Origin of the sequence: Spiroplasma endosymbiont of Melieria omissa (assembly GCF_964031175.1) — a bacterium.
Lineage (GTDB): Bacteria > Bacillota_I > Bacilli_A > Mycoplasmatales > VBWQ01 > Spiroplasma_E > Spiroplasma_E ixodetis_A.
Genome location: NZ_OZ035012.1, coordinates 15,723 through 37,728, shown reverse-complemented (window position 1 = coordinate 37,728; position 22,006 = coordinate 15,723). Strand labels below are relative to the sequence as shown.

At 22.4% G+C, this 22,006-nt stretch carries 21 protein-coding genes, 1 other RNA gene and 1 pseudogene; 3 read left to right on the top strand and 20 right to left on the bottom strand.

What is annotated here, in order from left to right; translation table 4 throughout:
• Positions 1 to 8 precede the first annotated feature (8 nt).
• The 9 genes and pseudogenes from ACQH26_RS00200 to ACQH26_RS00160 form a co-directional block, all read right to left on the bottom strand.
• Positions 9 to 368, bottom strand: coding sequence for a helix-turn-helix domain-containing protein (locus ACQH26_RS00200; RefSeq protein ID WP_425381863.1), 360 nt, complete (start codon positions 366 to 368; stop codon positions 9 to 11).
• 237 nt (positions 369 to 605) lie between these two features.
• The gene (locus ACQH26_RS00195; protein ID WP_425382497.1) at positions 606 to 734 is read right to left on the bottom strand and encodes a hypothetical protein; all 129 of its coding nucleotides are present in this window, start codon (positions 732 to 734) and stop codon (positions 606 to 608) included.
• 69 nt (positions 735 to 803) lie between these two features.
• Positions 804 to 968, bottom strand: coding sequence for an ankyrin repeat domain-containing protein (locus tag ACQH26_RS00190; RefSeq protein ID WP_342219349.1), 165 nt, complete (start codon positions 966 to 968; stop codon positions 804 to 806).
• 117 nt (positions 969 to 1,085) lie between these two features.
• A complete protein-coding gene (locus tag ACQH26_RS00185; RefSeq protein WP_425382496.1) occupies positions 1,086 to 3,320 on the bottom strand; it encodes a hypothetical protein in 2,235 nt (744 codons plus the stop codon).
• A 223-nt stretch (positions 3,321 to 3,543) separates the two neighbouring features.
• Positions 3,544 to 5,163 (bottom strand): lysine--tRNA ligase, encoded by a 1,620-nt coding sequence (locus ACQH26_RS00180; protein WP_425382495.1) that lies wholly within the window; start codon positions 5,161 to 5,163, stop codon positions 3,544 to 3,546.
• A 240-nt stretch (positions 5,164 to 5,403) separates the two neighbouring features.
• Positions 5,404 to 5,931 (bottom strand): GNAT family N-acetyltransferase, encoded by a 528-nt coding sequence (locus tag ACQH26_RS00175; RefSeq protein WP_425382494.1) that lies wholly within the window; start codon positions 5,929 to 5,931, stop codon positions 5,404 to 5,406.
• A 65-nt stretch (positions 5,932 to 5,996) separates the two neighbouring features.
• Positions 5,997 to 6,158 (bottom strand): hypothetical protein, encoded by a 162-nt coding sequence (locus ACQH26_RS00170; protein WP_425382493.1) that lies wholly within the window; start codon positions 6,156 to 6,158, stop codon positions 5,997 to 5,999.
• 228 nt (positions 6,159 to 6,386) lie between these two features.
• Positions 6,387 to 7,127, bottom strand: a pseudogene (locus tag ACQH26_RS00165) (ABC transporter ATP-binding protein); the annotation flags it as partial.
• Positions 7,093 to 7,236 carry a hypothetical protein gene (locus ACQH26_RS00160; protein ID WP_425382492.1) on the bottom strand — a complete coding sequence of 48 codons (144 nt, stop codon included), beginning with the start codon at positions 7,234 to 7,236 and terminating at the stop codon, positions 7,093 to 7,095. The pseudogene ACQH26_RS00165 and the gene ACQH26_RS00160, both read right to left, overlap by 35 nt.
• Positions 7,237 to 7,651: 415 nt before the next feature.
• On the opposite strand from ACQH26_RS00160, the gene ACQH26_RS00155 reads away from it, so the two are divergent.
• Both ACQH26_RS00155 and ACQH26_RS00150 read left to right on the top strand, forming a co-directional pair.
• The gene (locus ACQH26_RS00155; protein ID WP_425381863.1) at positions 7,652 to 8,011 is read left to right on the top strand and encodes a helix-turn-helix domain-containing protein; all 360 of its coding nucleotides are present in this window, start codon (positions 7,652 to 7,654) and stop codon (positions 8,009 to 8,011) included.
• A 40-nt stretch (positions 8,012 to 8,051) separates the two neighbouring features.
• On the top strand, positions 8,052 to 8,540 hold the full coding sequence (locus ACQH26_RS00150) for an IS630 family transposase (protein ID WP_425382491.1): 489 nt from the start codon (positions 8,052 to 8,054) through the stop codon (positions 8,538 to 8,540).
• A 28-nt stretch (positions 8,541 to 8,568) separates the two neighbouring features.
• Here the strand turns inward: ACQH26_RS00150 and ACQH26_RS00145 are convergent, their stop codons facing one another.
• The 11 genes from ACQH26_RS00145 to ffs form a co-directional block, all read right to left on the bottom strand.
• Complete coding sequence (locus ACQH26_RS00145) at positions 8,569 to 11,799, bottom strand: FtsX-like permease family protein (RefSeq protein ID WP_425382490.1); 3,231 nt, start codon at positions 11,797 to 11,799, stop codon at positions 8,569 to 8,571.
• A gap of 133 nt (positions 11,800 to 11,932) precedes the next feature.
• On the bottom strand, positions 11,933 to 12,514 hold the full coding sequence (gene hpt / locus ACQH26_RS00140; protein WP_252319078.1) for a hypoxanthine phosphoribosyltransferase: 582 nt from the start codon (positions 12,512 to 12,514) through the stop codon (positions 11,933 to 11,935).
• Between the two features lie 126 nt (positions 12,515 to 12,640).
• Positions 12,641 to 14,665, bottom strand: coding sequence for an ATP-dependent zinc metalloprotease FtsH (gene ftsH, locus ACQH26_RS00135; RefSeq protein ID WP_425382489.1), 2,025 nt, complete (start codon positions 14,663 to 14,665; stop codon positions 12,641 to 12,643).
• 37 nt (positions 14,666 to 14,702) lie between these two features.
• Positions 14,703 to 15,992, bottom strand: a complete 1,290-nt coding sequence (gene tilS, locus ACQH26_RS00130) for a tRNA lysidine(34) synthetase TilS (protein WP_425382488.1) — start codon at positions 15,990 to 15,992, stop codon at positions 14,703 to 14,705.
• A 32-nt stretch (positions 15,993 to 16,024) separates the two neighbouring features.
• The gene (locus ACQH26_RS00125) at positions 16,025 to 16,753 is read right to left on the bottom strand and encodes a tRNA1(Val) (adenine(37)-N6)-methyltransferase (RefSeq protein ID WP_425382487.1); all 729 of its coding nucleotides are present in this window, start codon (positions 16,751 to 16,753) and stop codon (positions 16,025 to 16,027) included.
• A 3-nt stretch (positions 16,754 to 16,756) separates the two neighbouring features.
• On the bottom strand, positions 16,757 to 17,722 hold the full coding sequence (locus ACQH26_RS00120; protein WP_425382486.1) for a hypothetical protein: 966 nt from the start codon (positions 17,720 to 17,722) through the stop codon (positions 16,757 to 16,759).
• Entirely contained in the window at positions 17,709 to 18,383 is a 675-nt protein-coding gene (tmk, locus tag ACQH26_RS00115) for a dTMP kinase (RefSeq protein ID WP_425382485.1), read from the bottom strand. The genes ACQH26_RS00120 and tmk overlap by 14 nt, the downstream gene beginning before the upstream one ends.
• 38 nt (positions 18,384 to 18,421) lie before the next feature.
• Positions 18,422 to 18,685, bottom strand: a complete 264-nt coding sequence (locus ACQH26_RS00110) for a YbaB/EbfC family nucleoid-associated protein (protein ID WP_174481350.1) — start codon at positions 18,683 to 18,685, stop codon at positions 18,422 to 18,424.
• Positions 18,686 to 18,711: 26 nt separating this feature from the next.
• The gene (gene dnaX, locus ACQH26_RS00105) at positions 18,712 to 20,478 is read right to left on the bottom strand and encodes a DNA polymerase III subunit gamma/tau (protein ID WP_425382484.1); all 1,767 of its coding nucleotides are present in this window, start codon (positions 20,476 to 20,478) and stop codon (positions 18,712 to 18,714) included.
• A gap of 58 nt (positions 20,479 to 20,536) precedes the next feature.
• Positions 20,537 to 20,989: a nucleoside deaminase gene (locus ACQH26_RS00100; RefSeq protein ID WP_425382483.1), complete on the bottom strand. Its 453-nt coding sequence runs from the start codon at positions 20,987 to 20,989 to the stop codon at positions 20,537 to 20,539.
• Positions 20,990 to 21,013: 24 nt separating this feature from the next.
• An RNA gene (gene ffs / locus ACQH26_RS00095) (signal recognition particle sRNA small type) lies at positions 21,014 to 21,108 on the bottom strand.
• A gap of 524 nt (positions 21,109 to 21,632) precedes the next feature.
• Between ffs and ACQH26_RS00090 the strand changes: the two genes are divergently transcribed.
• On the top strand, positions 21,633 to 21,992 hold the full coding sequence (locus ACQH26_RS00090; protein WP_425381863.1) for a helix-turn-helix domain-containing protein: 360 nt from the start codon (positions 21,633 to 21,635) through the stop codon (positions 21,990 to 21,992).
• Positions 21,993 to 22,006: the final 14 nt, after the last annotated feature.

Genomic DNA, 22,006 nt, shown 5'->3' with positions numbered 1-22,006 from the left:
GTTTATTTTTATCTCTTTGTTCATATAGAAAAGTTTTTTTTATATGTATAATTTAGTTTTTTAAAATAGTTATAAACTGTTTCTTTAGTCATATTTCCAAATTTATCAATTACTTTTTGAACTGTAACATCTTTATTTTCTGCTAAATAATTTTTTAATTCATCTAAATCCTTTATTTTGTGGCTATGTCCTTTTTGATAATTCAAAATTGGTTTTATATGCCCAGTTTCTTTTTTTCTTTTTCTTCATAAAAATAAAGTCTTTCTAGTGATATTGAACACTTTACAAATTTCTTTAATTTTCATATTTTTACTTTCATAAGCTTCTATTACTTTTCTTCGTAAGTCTTCACTGTATGGTTTTGGCATAATTTAATCTTCCTAATCTATTTTAATTATTGCTGAATTGTACTTTTAAATTCAAAAACTGTTTAAATTACATATTATTATTTTACATTATTTATGAGTAAATATTACTTTAGTTAGCTATAGGTAAAAATACATTTTTTAAAATTAAAATATTAATGTTTATTTTAATATTTTAATAAAATTATTATTATCATAAAAAGAATTAAATTTTTATCGTTGATAATTGCTTTTGCAAATCTATTTCATCTTTAAAAAATCAGATTTATTAATTTTTTGTTGAAATTTAATTGCTTCTTCATATGTTGGTAATTTGTCTTTATTTTGTTCTAAAATTTCTTCATCTAAAATATCGTTAGTATTTTTCATTAAAAAAATTAAAGACTTCCAAATGATTATTTCAAACGACTAACATTAAAACATTATATCCATATTCATTTACTTGATAAAGATTTCATTATTATCTATTAAATACTTGACTATCTCTAAATCATTATTTTTGATAGCTAACATCAAAATAGTGAAACCATCTTTAATTACATAATTTATACTAACACCATTCCTAACTAATAATTTAACTTTTTCTAAGTTATTATTCATAATGGCTTGTATTATTTTTTCATTTTTCTTATTAATAAATACTCTTATTTTTTCCTAATGGACTTTTTCTCTCTTTCTATAAATTAAACTTGATACAATAATAAATTTAATCTTATTAGTTTAAATTGTATTTAATATTTCTGCTTTTGTTTCCAAAGGTAATTGAGATTCTATTAAGCCCACATTCTCTCATTTTTGTTTGCTTGCATTTCTTGATTCTTCTGATAAAGGTTGCTGTAACTCTGGAATTTCAGTACTTATTAATTTTCATACTTCATTTAAAGATGTTAATTTTATTTCTTCTTCATTTAATTTATTTTTAATTTTTTGTTCTTCTTTTTTTGAATTTCTTTTATTTAAACTATTTTTTAAATTATCACAATTTTCAGTAGTTTTTTTAATTTCCATTGCAAAAAAAACTCTAATATTTTCCAATGTTGTAGATAAATCTTTTACTTCATCTTCATGTAATTCCTTTATTGAAATTAATTTTTTTTCTAAATAATTTATTTGAAATTCTAGTTTTTCAATGGTTTTATTTTGTTCTTCAATTTTTTGATCTTGTCAACTAGGTTTCTCATTTTCTTGATTTATTTCGGTTTGGATTTCAATACTTACTAGTTTTGATTGATTAATTGTTCTTAAAGACTCCTGAATTTTTTCCTTTTTTTCTCTAATTGCATTTTCTATTATTTCTTTTTCTTTTAATTTAAAATTAATTTCTAAAGTTGTGAAATCATTTTTAAATTCATTTTCTATTATTTCTTTTTCTTCTCTTATGTTTTCTAAATTATTTTGAATGTTAAAATTTTCATTAAATTTTTTAATACTGTCAGCATTTTCTTCTCAATAATTTTCAATAATCTTAATAAATTCTATATTTTCTAATTTATTAACTTCTTTTAAGAAATTAATAAATATTTTTTGATCTTTACTAATATTTTTAATTCATTTTTCTTTTATTTTTTTAAGTTCAAACATCATCGTATGTTTATTTTGCTTAAAAAAATCCTCAATTTTATTAATTTTATCCTCAATTTTATTAATTTTTTTATCATTAATACTTAACTCAGTATCATGTCTTGTAATATTATCTTGTAACTCCGCAATATAATCATTCTTTTTCTTAATATCACTATTCTTTTTTTTAATTACTACATCTATTTCTTTTAAATATTGTTTTTTTCCTTTTTTATCATCTGAAATATTTGGAATAAATATTTGATTTTCAGTATTATTTTTATTTTCTTCTAAATCTTGCAAGTAAGTAATTTTTTTAATTTTTATATTTTTCTTTCGTTTTTCTAAATTTTCAATTTGTTTTCTTTTTTCTGCTATCTCTTTCTGATGAATTCTAATTTGTTCTTTTTTTTCTTCTAATTCATTTTTAAATAATTCTATACTTTCTTTCACTTTATCTTTAGTTTTAATAATTTCTTCTTGTTCACTTATTAATTCTTTTTCTCGATCATTATATTTTTCAAATATATCATTGTATATTCTTTCTTCATTTTTAATAATTTTTTTAATATATCGGTTAAATATGCCATCTATTAATTCAAAGAAAAATACAAAATTTTTATCAAATTTACTTTTTAAATCTTTATCTTCATTTAAAATTAATTTATATTCATCTCCACTTTTCATTCTAAATGCTCAAAAAGATAAAATTAATTGAGTCATAACTTCTTCTTTAAAAAGATTTTCAAAAATTTTCTCTTTTTTATTTTCTAATTCCTCATTTTTTTGATATAGTCTACGAATTTCTTTATCAATTTTTATTTTTAATTCTCGTGTTTTTTTTAAAAACTCTTTTTTATTTTCAAAAATATTTAAATTTATTGTTTTAAAAAAAATAATATCATTACTTATTGTTTCACTTAAAAAATTAAAAAAAATAAAATAATCTGTGATTTCAATAAACTCAGTACTATTTTGACTACCTTTATTAATTTTATTTTGTTCAATTAATGTTTTATTTTTCTCCAAGGATAATAATTTTTCATTTTGTTCTTTAATTTTACTATCAAGTTCTATTAAAAAATAATCTAATTGTCTAATTAATTTTAAATTTTCTTTTTTTTCTCAAAAATAAGAAAAAAAATTATATTTTAAATCATTTCTTAATTCTTTAATTAATTTATCTAAATCAGTTTTTTTATTTTCTTTTAATTGAGTTAATGGTGCTGATGTACTTGGATTTTCAAAATCAGTATCTTCTGAATTAGAAAAAAAGTTATCTTTTTCATTGTATTCTTTAAAAAAATTCTTAAAAGTTTCAACAACTTCGTCTAAATTTTCATCAATTAAAGGATAATTTCTAAATTTTTTTATTAATTCATTAAATCAAGGCATAAATCTTATTCTCCTAAATTTTATTTATAAAATAAAAAAACCAATTGTTTTTAAATAAAACAATGGGTTTGAAAACTTATATTTTTCAATCTTTTGTGTTAATAACAATAAAACGCTCCTTATTCTAAAGAACTATCTTGATTATAACTAATTAATTTATCTTTTTTTAAAAAAAAGATAAATTACTATTATATGTTTATATAATAAAAATTTATCACAAAAATTATTTTTCAGTTCTAGGTTTCATATGCGGAAATAATAATACATCTTTAATACTATTTTGGCCAGTTATTAACATGACCAAACGATCAATACCAATTCCCAATCCACCTGTTGGTGGCATACCATACTCCAATGCTTCAACAAAGTCTAAATCCATAGTTGCTGCTTCATCATTACCGCTATTTTTTTCTTTTACTTGCTCTTCAAAACGATTATATTGTTGCAAAGAATCATTTAGTTCCGAATAAGCATTTGCATATTCTCTACCAGCAATAAATAATTCAAAACGATCAGTAAACTCTTTACTATTTTTATTTAATTTAGCAAGTGGTGAAATTTCAATTGGATAATCAAAAATAAAAGTAGGTTGAATTAAAGTTTCTTCAACAAAAGATTCAAAAAATAAATTAATAATATGACCAGTACTATTATAATGATCTGGAATATGAAGTTTATAACTTTTTGCAAGTTTTAATATAAGTTTAAATGTTTTATTTTTTTCAATATTTCTAATATTATCATCTTCAATATTATGATATTTTAAAATCATATCACTAATTTCTTGGAAAATTTTAGTAAACTCTTCATCTTTGATCATAGCTTTTTTAATTGAATCAATCATACTAATTTTTGTTCATGATTTTTCAAAATTTAATATATTTTCATCATATTCTAATGTTAATTTATTATGCACTGTATTAATTAAATGTTTTATACAAGACTCTGTTAAATCCATCATATATTTCATATCTTGATAGGCAACATAAATTTCAATAGTTGTAAATTCTGGATTATGTTTTTTACTCATACCTTCATTACGAAATAATCTACCAATTTCATAAACTTTTTCAAAACCACCAACTATTAATTTTTTTAAATGTAATTCAGTAGCAATCCGTAAATATAAATCGGTTTTTAATGTATTATGATGAGTGATAAAAGGTTTAGCAGCAGCACCACCATATACTTCTTGTAAAATAGGTGTTTCAACTTCTAAATAACCTTTATTATTTAAAAAACTTCTTAATTCATTAATAATTTGTGTACGTTGTAAAAATGTCTTTTTAGTTTCTTGATTCATAATTAAATCTACATATCTTCGTCGATAACGTTCTTCAATATCTGTTAAACCATGAAATTTATCTGGTAAAGGTCTAAGTGCTTTTGATAACATTACAATATCATAGATTTGAACTGTTAGTTCTCCTTTATTGGTTTTCATAACCTTACCTTTAATACCAAAAAAATCGCCTAAATCTGCATATTCTGCAAATCATTCAAATTTTTTTTGATTAACATATTCTGGTTTTAAATAAATTTGAAATTTACCTGTTTGATCTTGCAAATGAGCAAAAATTGAACCCTTTCCCATTTCTCTTTTTGTCATTAATCTACCCGCCATTTTAATTTGATCATTAGGTAAATTAGCAACAAATTTTGCTAACTCTTCTTTATTTTTATTTCTAAATTCACTATTTAAAGTTTCACAATTATAATTTCTTTCTCAATTACGCCCATAAATATCATAATTTTGTTTATATAAATCTTGTATTTTTTGATATCTTAATGCTTCTTGCTCTGTCAAAATACGTCCATTAATTTCAAGTTTAGTTTCTTTCATTGTTTTCATCCTTTGTATTTAAAATAAGTATTTAAAATAAAAAAATTAAATTAAATAAGATTGTTTAGGTTTATACATAATGATATCAATTTTCAATACCAAATTCTACTGTCAACAATTAATTTTAAATTTTATAATAAAACACTTATATTTATAATAAGGGTTAAAGTTTAATTTAAATATTTCTACTAATAGATATCTATAAAAATTAGAGACAATTTATTAATCATTTTTTACCTTCTAAATATTAATTTTGTATAAAACATGTTTTGCTAAAATATCACTTTTATTTATTTTTGGATGATAAAATTCTTTTATTTTTTTCATACCTATTCGTTTCATTACATTTTCTGATTTAATATTTAATATACTAGTAAAACTATAAATTTCAGTGAATTTTAAATTGTTTTTTGCACATTTTAAACATTCTTTAGATGCTTCTGTTGCTATTCCTTGACCTCAAACACTTTTTTTAAAACGCCAACCAATTTCAATACATGGTCTAAAATCATCAATAAAATCAACTTCGCTAAAGCCAATAAAACCAATAAATTTATTGTCTTTTTTAAATTCAACAGCATAAAAACCAAATCCATTATTATTTAAATTATTTTTAATTTTCGAAAAATATTTTTCTGTATCATCTTTTGATAATGTACTAGGAAAATATTTCATGACATCTTTATCAGAATTTAATAAAACAAGTTCATCTAAATCACTATCTTCTCAATATCTAATTTTTAATCTAGGGGTTTCAAAAAATATCATATTTTTACTCCTTTGTTATGATATTTTTTCTATTAACAATTTGTTAGTTTATTTAATTAATAATATTAACTTCAATTTATTTCACTTGGTTTCATTGGTTTTTCATTATTCTTTACACTAATAATTTTACCATTTTTAACGTTAATAACAGTATTTGCAACATATTGGAAGTTAGGATTATGAGTAACCATAATAATTGATGTTTTATATTCTCGATTAACATCCAATAAAATCTCTAAGAACCTGTTTAGGATCTTTTTTGATTAATTTTTAATAAAATTTATATTATAATGGTTATTTTATAATAAAAAATAGATTTTTAGTCGATAAGTTTTCAAATGATAAAATCTTTTTAACAAAAAAATGAAAAAGAAAATAAATTATTGGTTAAGTACCTATTTATAAATGATTATTTCTTGTTTTAGTTAAATTCTATTAAAAAGATCCTAAACAGGTTCTAATACCTTACGCCCCATTTCCTCATCAAGTGCTCCTGTTGGCTCATCACAAAATAAAATTGTCGGATTTTTTGCTAGTGCTCTACCAATCGATACTCTTTGTTGTTGTCCACCTGATAATTGACTTGGAAATTTATTCATATGTTCATCCATTTCAATAACTTGAAAAATATCATCAATACTCATATTTTTATTTTTAGCAAGATTTTCACCAACTTCAGCATTTTCACGAGCAGTTAAGTTAGTTAATAAATTGTATTGTTGAAAAATAAAACCAACATTATCTCGTCTAAATTTAGTTAAATGACTATCTTTTAATAAAGATAAATTGTATCCCCCCACAAAAACATCACCAGTATTAGGTTTATCCAATCCCGAAATAATATTTAATAATGTTGTCTTACCACTTCCCGATGGTCCTAAGATAACAACAAAATCACCTAATTTAATTTTTAAATTAACTCCTTTTAATACTTCATATTCTAATTCTCCAGTTAAGTAAGATTTTTTAACATCAAATAATTCAATAACATTAGTTTGAGTATCAGGAGTATTATTAGTCATTGATATAATTTTACCTGCTAAAATTTCTTTTGAATGAGTTTTTGTTAATTTTTTAATTGCTTTTTGATTATCTTTAAAAGCTTGCAATTTGGCTTTATTAGCTTCTATTTCTTCCTTTGATTCTGGTTTATCATGAGATTTATGGGTTACTGGTGGGTGGTATTGCACCTTCATTTTTAGATACTGACTTCTTTGTAAAACTAGATTCTAACTTATTTTTAGTTACTTGTTTACTTCCAATGTCTTTATCATTTTTTTTAATTTCCTTATTATCTTTTTTCATAATCATTTCTCCTTTTTAATTCCATGCTTTTAGAACCTGTTTAGGATCTTTTTAATAGAATTTAACTAAAACAAGAAATAATCATTTATAAATAGGTACTTAACCAATAATTTATTTTCTTTTTCATTTTTTTGTTAAAAAGATTTTATCATTTGAAAACTTATCGACTAAAAATCTATTTTTTATTATAAAATAACCATTATAATATAAATTTTATTAAAAATTAATCAAAAAAGATCCTAAACAGGTTCTTATAAATAACACACTCATTTTATCAATTACTTTACCTTATTTATAGCTAACTAAAGTAATATTTACTCATAAATAATGTAAAATAATAATATGTAATTTAAACAGTTTTTGAATTTAAAAGTACAATTCAGCAATAATTAAAATAGATTAGGAAGATTAAATTATGCCAAAACCATACAGTGAAGACTTACGAAGAAAAGTAATAGAAGCTTATGAAAGTAAAAATATGAAAATTAAAGAAATTTGTAAAGTGTTCAATATCACTAGAAAGACTTTATTTTTATGAAGAAAAAGAAAAAAAGAAACTGGGCATATAAAACCAATTTTGAATTATCAAAAAGGACATAGCCACAAAATAAAGGATTTAGATGAATTAAAAAATTATTTAGCAGAAAATAAAGATGTTACAGTTCAAAAAGTAATTGATAAATTTGGAAATATGACTAAAGAAACAGTTTATAACTATTTTAAAAAACTAAATTATACATATAAAAAAAACTTTTCTATATGAACAAAGAGATAAAAATAAATAAGAAGATTTTTTAAAAGAAATAGCTAAAATAATGAATGAAGATTTAGTATATATTGATGAATCTGGAATTGATGATAATGAATTTTATAAATATGGTTGATCTGAAAAAGGTAAAATATTATTTGATAATAAACCCGCATATAAAATAAAGAGAATGAGTATAATTGGTTCACTAAATAAAGGTAAATTAAAAGCCTTATGAGCATTTGAAGGACATTGCAATAGTAAAATTTTTGAATCATATGTTAAAAATAAACTAATTCCAGTATTAAAGCGTGGACAAATTATAGTTTTAGATAATGCAACGTTTCATAAATCTAAATTAACACAACAATTAATTGAAAATGCTGGATGCAAACTATTATTTCTTCCGCCATATTCTCCTAATTTAAATCCAATTGAACATTTTTGATTTGCTATAAAACATAATATAAGAAAAATATTACTAAATTATTGACCAAATATTAAAAAAGCGATTGATTTTGTTTTTCAAGATATGAGTAAACATTACTTTAGTTAGCTATATATAGAAATGCTTAAAAAATATTTTAACTTCCTTGTAATAAAGCTGTTACTGGTTTGTATTTAATTAAATATAACCCAACAGCATAGCCAATAACCATTATTAAAAATACCATTCCAAAGCAAGATAAAATTGTAACTAGATTAGCAGCCACATTAAAAACAACGCCTGCTTTAGTTGCAATAATTAAAGTAATAATATTCCACACAACATAAGAAATAATAGTACCTAAAATAAAAGCAACCAATAAAGCAATAATATAGGAGCCAATAATCAATCTGTTAATTTCATTTACACGATAACCCAAAGATTTCATCATTGCAATAATTAATAAATTATTATCTAAAATCATATTAACGATAATTACCAATACAAAAGCTACAGCAAATAATGTTAAAATTTTTGTAATATTTATAATTGTTCTAATTCCATCAAATATTTCAACTAATAATCTTTTAACTAAATCATTAATAAAAGGTATTTTATTAATAGGTTCTAAATTTTTTGCTAATATTTGTTCTTTAGTATATTCTGCAGATGGTTGCAAAATATTTATATAATTTAATGGAAAAATATTGCTCTCTTTAGATAATCAATGATTAAAAGAATCTGATATTGGTTTTGGATCTTCTGACGGGGAAAGTTTTATTAATCCAATAGATGTTCGTAAATCATCAAGATTAATATAAACATTCGAATTGTCTAAATTATTTTCAATAATTCCTTTAACTTGATAAATTACTGGAATTGTATAATTATATCAACTTGCTAACATTAAAAAGTGATCATCAATTTTATAATCATTTAAAATTGATAATGTTTTTGAAATAACTGCTGGTAAAATATAAGCTTTAGTTTCTATATTTTGTCCTTGATTATCAGTATAAGTAACTTTTTGTGATTGTAAATTATGAGAATTATTAAAAATAGGATCAATATCACGATTTTTTGCTTCTTTAAAGTTAAATCAATTTTTTCAAACTAAATCTTGATATGGATCATTATAAAGTCCTGTTGCTTTAATTTTTTTTGCGAGCATGCGACCTTGACTATGTCCTTTTCATTCATTAGGAGGTCTTAAATTTATTTCAATAGTTGGATAATACTTATTATTATAAATATTTAAACCTAAACTAATACCAGGCAACGGGTTTATTTCTGGATTAATACCTGTATTTGTTGAAATATAATTAAATATTTGATGAATATTTTGACAAATAATTTTCATTAATGGTTCAGGTATTATTTTTTTTGGATTAATAAAATCTTCACAATCAGATTTGGTCTTAGTTTTTTGATAAAGGATATTAATTTCTTCACTATTCATAAAATAATTTTTAAAGTTATTATTATTAATAATACTTTCAATTTTTTTAGCTTTATTATTATCAATATGAAAATCATCAGCTATTCATTGATGATACTTATTAGTACCAGTTTCTTTATCTTTCGCAATATCTTTTTCTGAAACTCAATCAAAAACATGCTTATCAATTTTTAAATCAGAATCATTACTATATGTATACATTGATGAAGTTGATGTATTTCATTTAACATCTTTATTGTAATATCCATATAAATTATTTATTTTATTATCAAATAAATCAGTAGCTGAACTTTGAAATAGTAATAAAAAACTAACAAAAATAAAAGTAAAAAATACTAAAAATAGTTTTCCAACCGATTTTAGAGTGAAAGCAATTGCTAAACGCTGTTTAAATGGTCAATAACGAAAGGGGTATTTTAAAACTGAAATTAGTTTAGAACTTGAATTACTTGGTCTATCACAAATTAATAATAATGGACTAACGCGTAATTTTGTTTCCGATTGCATATAACTAATTACTATAAAAATAATAGGAATAATTATTAAACTTACAATAAATACTATCCAACTAAAAAATAGTATTGGTAATGGCATAAAAAACCCCATGTTATTTAACGAATTAAATCATATTTGTAATCCTAGACCAATACCTAAACCAATAATACTAGAAATGAATGTTATCAAAAATATTAAAATTACAAAACTAATAGCAATTTGAAAATTACTATAACCAAGGGCTTTTAATAATCCTATCTGTGGTTTTTGTAAATCAATTTCTTTTCTAACATATGACATAATGATAAAAATAATAACTAATAATACTACAAGAGTAATTGCTGTAAACATTATATTTTCCATTTTAAAACTCTCTAGAATTTGTCCTGATCGAATATCTTCGCTATCACTACTAATAATTGAACCAAAACTAAAACTAAAAGTTTTAATTAAAAGTTCTTCTAACTTACTAACAAAATAGTTATCGTTATTGTTAACTTTTAATAAAAATATATTATTTAAATTAGTTCTAAATGTAGAATCTTTTATTAAATTATTAAACCATTGATTTGACATATAAACAGGACTTGTATTTTCAGATGTCGGATTAGGATTTGTTGCAGTACGACTACCAGTAATTCCCCAATAAGCATAACCAAAACCAACAACTTTTAACTTTTCAACTTTATCAATAACTGTTATATAATCATTTAATTTAATATTATTAATACCTGCAAATTCAGGATTGATTACTATTTCTAATGGATTAATAGGCTTAATACCTTCGGAAATATAAACTTCATTAATATTATTTCTTTTTGGAGTAAAATCAAAAGATTCACTTTTTTCTGAAGTATAAAATCCATTTTCTAATGAATAATAAATTTTTTTAAGAGAACTAACGTTTTCATAATCAAAAGTTTTAAAAAATGATTTAGCAAGTTCATAATATTGCAAATTATAAATTTCATCATTTTTAACTTCGTTTTCTAAAATATCATTAAATAATATTCCTTGATAACTTAATCCTCAATTTAACAAATAATTTTCAAAATCTTTATTAATATCTACTCCCGAAGGAAGGATAGGAAAACTATTATTTCTAAGATTATTTTCTTTAATTTCATCTATCTGTTTATAAATTTCTGCTTTTTGTTGATAATCATAATCTTTAAATTGTTTTTTGATAATTGTTTGGATTCTTGATGTTGCAGTAGCAGTATCTTTATAATTATTTAATAATTGTAAATTAATACGATAGTCATATTTACCACTATTGTTTAATACTGTATAAAAACCTGATTCAGCTCTTGATGCTGTACTATAAAGTGCAGAAAGAGTAGAAATTACAATAACTAATAGTATTATAATACCTAAATATTGTAATAATCTTTTCTTGATTCCTCTTAAAACATTAACAAAAAGATTGCTCATTATAACTCCAATATTCTTATACAACTTAAAAAATGCTAATAGTATAATTTTATCATAATAAAATAATGCTAATTATATTTGAACTATATTAAAAAATAAAAATTTTAATATTATTATTAAATTCTAAACTTATTTACTTAACTACTTTTTTACATTTTTCTAAAATTGCAATTTTATTAAGGTCAGCAATACCAACATAAGGTAAGTTTCTCAATTTTTCATCATAATCAAGACCATATCCCACTAAAAAATGATCAGGAACTTCAAAACCATATCAATCAGCTTCAATTTTAGCAACTCTTTTAGATTTCTTATCTAATAGAGTAATTATTTTTACCGATTTTGCTCCAAGTTCTTGTAAATGATCACGAATTTTAAATAACGAATTACCTGAATCAATAATATCTTCAACAATTAATAAATCACGACCCTTAACATTATTAATAACATCCATTCTTATTTTTGGTTTATTTACCGCCTTTGTTTGTCCTAAATATGACTCTACATACATAAAATCAACCAAACAATCAATCTTAAGGTTTAACATAAATTGTGATAAAAAAGGTAAACATCCTCTTAATATCCCTACTAAAATAATGGGCTCTTTATTGTCTTTATAATAACTATTAACTGATTTTGCAAGTTCAATAATTTTATTATTAATTACATCAGTACTTAATAATATTTTTTCTACTAATTCATGTTTTTCCAACATTGTTTTTTCTCCTTATTACTTTTTATATTATATTTACCAAATAAAAAAAAGAAAATAAAACAAAACTTACACATTATCGAAAATATTAAAATAGTAAGTTTTGTTTTTTTTATTATAATAATTTAATTATTTCTTCTTAGGAACAACTGATATTGTATCATCATCAGTCCCTGAATTATTATCTTCCTTTTTATCATTTGATTCATTATCCTCTTTGGAAGGATTTTTACTATTTTTTTGCATTTCTTTTTGCATTTCTATTACTTCAATTGGTAATTTATTATATTTATCAATATATTCTATTTGTTCAGCAGTAATTGTTTCTAAAGTCATTAATGACTTAGCAATTAATTCTAATGTATCTTTATGTTTTTTAATTGTTGCTAGTGCTTCAATATAACAAGCATCTAATAATTTTTTAATTTCTCCATCAATTTTAGATGCAATATCATCAGAAAACTTATTTGCTGCAAAAGGTGAATACTCATTACGTGGATTTTCAAATTGAACTAATCCTAATTCAGATGACATTCCATATTCAGTTATCATTTTTCTGGCAATATTTGTTGCTTTTTCTAAATCATCATGAGCACCAGTAGTAATATTTGCATTACCAAACATAATCTCTTCTGAAGCGCGACCACCTAAATAACCAGTAATAGTTGCTCTTAAATGTACTTTTGAATAAAACATAGTATCTTCTTTAGGAGTCATAATAGTATATCCACCTGCTTGTCCACGTGGTATTATTGTAACTTTTTGAACTTTAGAAGCATATTCTAGTTTTAAACCAATAAGAGCATGTCCAGCTTCGTGATATGATACTATTTTTTTATCCATATCAGTAATTACTCTTGAAGTTTTAGCAGGTCCACCAACAACTCTATCAATAGCTTCATCAATTTCTACTAAACCAATAACTGTTTTATTATGACGAACAGCTAACAACGTTGCTTCATTTAATACATTTTCTAATTGTGCACCACTAAATCCTGGCGTTCTCTCTGCTATTCTTTGAAAATTAACTTTTGGCGAAATATTTTTATTACGAGCATGTAATCGTAAAATTGCTTCACGTTCTTTAATATCAGGTCAACTTAAAGAAATTTGACGATCAAATCTACCTGGACGTAATAACGCTTCATCAAGTACATCAGCACGGTTAGTAGCAGCCATAATAATAACTCCCAAATTAGTTTCAAATCCATCCATTTCAACTAATAATTGGTTTAAAGTTTGTTCATTAGTTGCAGTTGAAGCTGATGCACGTTTTCTTCCTACTGCATCAATTTCATCAATAAAAATAATACAAGGAGCACTTTTTTTAGCAGTAGTAAACATTTCTCTAATTCTTGAAGCTCCAACTCCAACAAAAACTTCTTCAAATTCAGAACCAGAAATTGAAAAGAAAGGAACACCTGCTTCACCAGCAACTGCTTTTGCTAATAAAGTCTTACCAGTACCAGGCGGTCCTACAAGAAGAACTCCTTTTGGCACTCTTGCACCCATTTGTGCATATTTTTGTGGAAACTTTAAAAAATGAACAACTTCTTCTAATTCCAATTTTTCTTCTTTAATACCAGCAACATCAGTAAATCTAGTATCTGATGTTCTAATCTTAGCACGACTTTTTCCCATTGAAAAAGGACTCATGCCACCACCGGCACCCATTTTATTCATTTTAGAAAATAATCAAAATGAACCACCAACTAATACTAATATTGGAAACATACTAATTAAAAATGTTTTTCAAAAGGGAACTAATTCACTAATAATTGTGGGATTAATATCAAAGCCTTTACCCTCTTCTTTATCTTTTCTGAATAATTTTTCAATAACATCATGATAAAAACCACCTGTTGCAGTTCCAGAAACTGTCGCTTCAAATCGTTTTACCTTACCATTAATTCCTAAAAAACCTGTAATATAAGTAGTATGATCAAAAAATTGAACTTGTACTCCATCAATTTTGCTAACAGTGTCACTACTATTGCCAGGGAGTTTACCATCTCTAAGTAGTGTTTCTAATTGAAATTGATCTAAAGTTAAAGCATTACCTCTTAAAAAATATCACAATAAAATTCCAACAAATACTAAAAAAGCAACGAATAGTGCAACAATCATTCAATTAATTTTAATTCGCGTTTGCATTATTTTTTCACCTACGTTTAATTTCTAATTTATTTTCTTAAATAATACCATAATATTTTAGCACATACAAATTAGGTTTCTCACTAATATTGTTTTTATTTACTGATAATTTTGGAATTGCCACTACTTTTCCGCTTGAATTTATGATTACTGGTCATATAAGACGTTCACGATATGGAATTTTATTATCAATAAATAAACGATTAATTTTTTTTGTACCAAATGGTGTCTCAATTTCTTCTTCACCATTATTAGTTCTAATTGTTAATGGAAAATCTGATTTATTAATATATAAAGCTTGAAATTCACCACCTGTTGGTTCAGTTTTAGAAATAGTAATTTCCTTAAAATTATAGTTATTTATTTTAGAAATTTTATAACTAAATTGTTTTGGTTCATTTTTTTCACTAATATATGCAAAATTATATTCTTTAATAACTCAAGTATTTTCAGAAATACAAATAGTAATATTTGGTTTACTAGATTTAGTTAAAACTCTAACTATTTCTTTAATTTTAGCCTTTTTTAAAGATAAAACTAATTCTTCATCATATTGACTTAAAAATTCATAGATAATCATTTGTTGTAATTTAAATTCATATTTTTTAAACTCATTAATAGCAAGCACATCATCATTAATAATAGTATTATAAATTACTTCAAGTTCATCTTTCAGTAACTCTTGTTCACTATTTAATTCTTTAATTTCACTTAACATTAAATTAATATCAAAATCAGTAAGTTTATTAATTTGTTGTTGTCTAATTCGATTTCTTTCATAAATAATTAATTCATTTGTTTCATCAAATCCATATTTAATATGATACAAAGTTAAATAGTCAATAATATCTTCTTTTTTTAATTCTAACATTGGACGATAAACCGATAAAGATTTATATGTTGTTTTAAATTTTAATCCATAATAAGAAACTATTGCCTTGCGTTGTTTTTGAATAATATATGTTTCAAGTAAATCGTAAATATGATGTGCTACAACAAGATTATAAACTTGATATTTTTGAGCAATTTCATTAAAAAAATCATATCTAAGTACACGTGCTTGACTTTGAAAATTTTGTTTTTTATTGTATTCCTCTTCTTTAATATTTTTTACTTCTAAAGTTATTTTATTATTTGTACAATATTCTCGAATAATTTGCTCATCAACATTACTACTTCAACGTTTATGATAATTAACATGACAAACAATAATTTTAAACTCATTATGTACTAAATTATCTAATAAAAACATACTATCTGGACCGCCTGATACAGCTAATAAGTAAGTTATTTTTTTATTAAGTTTATTTAATCAATTAATATTCATTTTAAACACCTAACCTTACACTTATATTAAGATTATTTATATCACTTTGCTATTTCATCAATATAAGTATTATTTTCATTATGACAAATCAATGGTGGCAAAACAATCATTCCTTCTTTCGCTAAAAATCCTGCTTCAATTAAAAAAACATTGGCAGCCTGATTAATTTTAGGATAAACTATTTGTAATTTTTTAGGTGTAATTTGATATTTTTTTAATAAAAGTAGTGTTTCGTTTATTCTTTCTACACTATTTATCATAACCAATTGCCCTTTGTCTTTTAATAATTTACTTGCGCTAGCAATAATCTCCTCTAAATTAATATATACTTCATGTCTTGCTGGAATTTTTAAAGGTTGTGCTTTTACTTTGCTTTTATCTCATAAAGGAAAAAAAGGTGGATTGCATACAACTAAATCAACTTTTTCTTTTTCTCTTTGAGCATAAATTTTTATGTCTTCATGAACAATGACAATTCTTTTTTCTAAATCATTAAGTTTTATATTTTCTAAAGCAAGTTCAACAGCTGGCTCTTGAATTTCAATACCAATTACTTTTCCTTGAAATTTTGCCGCTAAAATTATTGGAATAACAGCATTATTAGTTCCAAAATCAATTATTGTTTTAGTACTAGGTTTTATTTTAATAAAATTACTTAATAAAATAGTATCCAAAGAAACACAAAACATATCTTTTCTTTGAATAAGTTTAATTTTTTTATCATCTTGATTTAAAATTAAAATTTTTTTTGTACTTTCCATAGTTTAATTATCACTTACCTTAATAAGAAAAGAATTTATTAATAAATTTAAGTTAACATTAAATTTTAATTTGGTAATTGTAAATGAAATTTGTTCTAAAATATAGGCTATGTTTTTTAAATTACTATTTTTTCATAAATTAACTAAACTTTCAATAAAAAAATTATTAAAATCATACTTTTTAAATAAAAGAAAAGTTAATTTATTAAAAACTAGTAAATTAAAAAATCTAAAAAAGTAAATAATTTCTTCTTTTAAACTAACTATTTTTTTATTCAAAAGTTGATTGTTAACCTTTTTATCATTATCATTAATAATAAATTGTTTAATAATTTCAATATATTTTTTTAATTTAAGTTTACTGCTTTCATCTGTCAAAAAAATAGTATTTGAAAATATTTTTAATATTAATAATTGTTCATCATCATAATTCTTACTAACAAATATATCATTTTCTTTTGAACAATTTATCAATTGACAACGAGATTTAATAGTAGGGAGTATTTGATTAATATTAGTGGTAGTAAAAATTACATAAATATTTTTAGATAATTCTTCTAAAGTTTTAAGCATAACATTTGAAGCTGAAATTGAAGAAAATTCAATTTGATTTATTAAATAAATTTTATTAGCATCTTTTTCTAAATTAGTTTTAGAAAAATCATTAATAATTTCTAAAACAATATTTTTATTCATAATATTATTTTTACTAAAATCAAATTTTTTAAAATCAAAATAACTATTAGTTTTAATTTTAAAACAATTTTGACACATATTTTCTTCAGTACATTTTTTAAATTGATTATTATTTTTACAAATAATTTTTTTTATTAACTTATTACTAACATTTATATTTAATATTTTATTTTTCGAATACAATAAAATTACCTGTGGAATATTTTCCATTGCAAAAATAGAAAAATTTTCTGATTCTTCATTTTCAAATAAAATTACATTATTTTCCTTCATTAGATCCTCTAATTTTATTTTTTTTTTCTTTAAAACCTTTTTCTTCAACTAAATTTATGATTAGTTCATAAACACTATTAAAAACTTTTTTTTCTGATAAATTAGCATTTATTGTATGAACGCGATTTGGATTACTAATAGCAATTTTTTTATAACCATTATATACTTTTTGATGAAATTCTAATGTTTCTTCATCTAATCTATTTAATTTTTCACCTTTTCTTAATAAAATTCGTTGTAAACCTGTTTCTGGTTTAATATCAAATAAAACTGTCAAATCAGGTTGATAATCTTCAAAAATAAGTTTTTGAATAAGATTTATTTTATCAATATCTAAATTTCTAGCATAACCCTGATATGCTAAAGTTGAGTCAGAAAAACGATCAGAAATAATGATTTTATTACTGTTTTTATTTGGCAGAATTTTTTCAATTAAATGTTGTCTTCTAGCTGCAATATAAAGCAAAACTTCTGTTCATGGATCCATTAATGTATTTTCTTTATTTAAAATAACTTGTCTTATTTGTTCAGAAATTTCGCTACCACCTGGTTCTCTCGTAATAATAACATCAAAACCATCTTGTTTTAATTGTTCTTTAATCATTTTTAAAACTGTAGTTTTACCTGCACCTTCTGGCCCTTCAAAGGTAATAAATAACATTTTTCTACCTCTTTCTATGCTAAAATTACTAAACTCTTCTAAAACTTGCCAGCAATATTTTTTTCTTTTTCATCTATTTGTTTTAATGCTTTATTTAGTTCTGTTTGTAACATATCATTAATACTTGAATAATCATTCTCTGCTTCTTTTAATAATCCTTCAATATTAATTGAAACTAATTTACGTCCACCTGTTATAATAATTTTAACCAAACCATCAATATCAGAAAAAGTAAATTCTTCTTTTTTAAATTTTGTTAACTTTCCTTGAATTGCTTGTGCTTGTGCTAACATTCTTTTCATATCCATATTTTTTTCACCTCATATTTTTATATTTCTTCAATTTCAGTAAATATTTTTTTAATAAAATTTAAAGTCGGATCTCTATCTACGTTGGTAAATGACTCAATTACAGGTTTTGATATTACAATATCTACTGGTTTTGGTAATATTTTTTTTGTTAGTAACTCTTGATATTTTTTTCTTGTTTCCTGTCATTGATTTTTATCAAGGGCATAAATCATATATTCATTTTCTAATAAAATATTTAAAAATTCTCTATGTTCTTTACTTAAAAAACTTTGATTTATTAAATCAGATTGAATAATGTTTTTGGTAATAATAATAATGCCATTAGTAGATGCTGCCGCAATAATAGTATTTATATAAACTTTAGTTATGTTTCTAAATTTATTATCATTAATAAATTTAGAAATATTTTTTCACTTTTCACTAACTTCTTTTCTAATATTTTTATCAGCTTGTAAAATTAAATTAATGGCTTTATCAATTATCTCATCATTTTTTAAATTTTTCACAGTTGGTACATCAAAAATTTCTTTTTCTTTAATATTAGTATTTTCTTCTTTTACTAAAATTGAAGTTAATTCTTCATTATTTTTATCTATTTCGCTTTTTTTTAAAATTTTTGTTATTTCATCTTTACTATTTAAATTTATACTTTTATTTTCTATATTCATAATAGATATTTTTGTTTTTTCTAAATAATTTAATGAATATTTATTCTCAAAACTTTTAATTAAATTTAATATTTTTAGTATTAATATTGGTTTTAAATCATCAACATCTTCTTGAATTAAAATTTCATTAAATGAATTCAAAATTAAAAGTAAATCAGATTTTACTACTTCAGAAAAAATATTTACTTGTTGAATATTTATCATTTTAAGTAATTCTGTTTTTTTAGTAATAGCATAAATTAATATTTCTTCAAGAATGTAAATAAAATCAATAATATTTTTTTTATATTGAATAGTATATTCATCAAATAATGTTAATTGTTTTATTACTTGCTCAATATTACAATTAAATATATTAATTAAAAATAATATTTTATTTTTTGTTGATAAAACAGAAAATATTTTTTCAACATTTTTAAGTGTTATATTATTAACATAATTAAATGTTTTTTCTAAATAATTTAAACCATCACGTAAAGAACCTTCGCTCAATATTGCTAATTCCTCTATTGCTTCAACCTCAAAATTAATTTTTTCTTTTGTTAAAACATCAATAAAATGTTTTTTAGTTTCATTTACATTAATTTTTTTAAATTCAAATCATAAACAACGAGAAATTATAGTTGGAATTACTTTATACGGTTCTGTTGTTGCTAAAATAAAAATAATATGTTGTGGTGGTTCTTCTAAGGTTTTTAATAATGCATTAAAAGCAGAAGTTGTTAACATATGAACTTCATCAATAATATAAACTTTATATTTAAAATTCATCGGTAATAAGTTAATATTATCTCTAATACTTCTTATTTCATCAACACCATTATTGGAAGCACCATCAATTTCTAAAATATCAATACAATTATTTGAACTAATGTTTATACAATTTTCACAAGTATTACATGCATCTCCATCAATGTTATTTTGACAATTAATTGCTTTAGCAAATATTTTAGCCGTTGATGTTTTTCCTGTACCTTTTGAGCCTGAAAATAAATAAGCATGATTAAAACTATTATTTAAAATAGAATTTTTTAATATTCTTACAATATTATCCTGACTAATTATTTCTGAAAAAGAATTTGGTCGGTACTTTCTATAAAAAGATTTATGTTTCATTTAAATCACCTATATTTATCCTAACAATTTTTTATAAAATTTGTTATAAAAACAATTATTATAAATTACGAATTTCTCCAAAAAAACTTTGTAACATTTCTTTACTATCTAAGTTTAAAGAATAACTATATTCACTACGATGATTAAATCTTTTATCTAATGTTAAATTATAGAGTGATTCAACACATCCAAATTTACTATCTTTTAAAGCAAAAACAATATGTTTTATTCTTGTTTGTAACAAAGCACCTACACACATTAAACATGGTTCTAATGTTGTATAAATAGTACAATTTAACAAACGTCAATTATTAATTTTTTTACATGCTTTTTTTATTGCAATAATTTCCGCATGTTGAGTTGGATCTTTGTCTTTTTCCTTTTTGTTAAATCCTCTACCAATAATATTATCATTTTCATCAACAATAATTGCACCAATTGGAACATCACCATTAATAGCAGCTTTTTTAGCAAGCTTTAAGGCAATTTCCATGTAATTTTGTTTTTTCATTTAAAGAAACCTCTTTTTTATTTTTCAAAATAAAACCACCGCACACAATCCTAATCCTTATGGCTGCTACCTTTCGGTCCTGACCCGGTTCGAATGTAATTGTTGCAGTGGCATTATTAATTATAACAATTTTTTTATAAAAAAATACATTTTTTTTAATTTATAATGTTTCACGTGAAACATTATAAATTAAATAGTTTTTAAATTATTCATATAAGGTTGTAAAACAATAGGTATGTTTATAACATTATTTTTTACAATAACACCTTGATTAATACCTAAAATACCAATATCAATGGGAATAGGTAATTATACTAATGAATATAATTTTACTTGACCTGACCATTTAATATTAACTTTATTTCCTATGTTTGGTCATATTGGATTAAATATTATAACTAAATTAGGCAATTATGGAAAATTAATTAAATATTTATTAATAACAATACCAATTATTATTACAAGTCCATATTTAATATATCAATATAAAGAAATTAAAAAACATAAAAAAGAATGTCATTTATAGCTAACTAAAGTAATATTTACTCATAAATAATGTAAAATAATAATATGTAATTTAAACAGTTTTTGAATTTAAAAGTACAATTCAGCAATAATTAAAATAGATTAGGAAGATTAAATTATGCCAAAACCATACAGTGAAGACTTACGAAGAAAAGTAATAGAAGCTTATGAAAGTAAAAATATGAAAATTAAAGAAATTTGTAAAGTGTTCAATATCACTAGAAAGACTTTATTTTTATGAAGAAAAAGAAAAAAAGAAACTGGGCATATAAAACCAATTTTGAATTATCAAAAAGGACATAGCCACAAAATAAAGGATTTAGATGAATTAAAAAATTATTTAGCAGAAAATAAAGATGTTACAGTTCAAAAAGTAATTGATAAATTTGGAAATATGACTAAAGAAACAGTTTATAACTATTTTAAAAAACTAAATTATACATATAAAAAAAACTTTTCTATATGAACAAAGAGATAAAAATAAACAAGAAG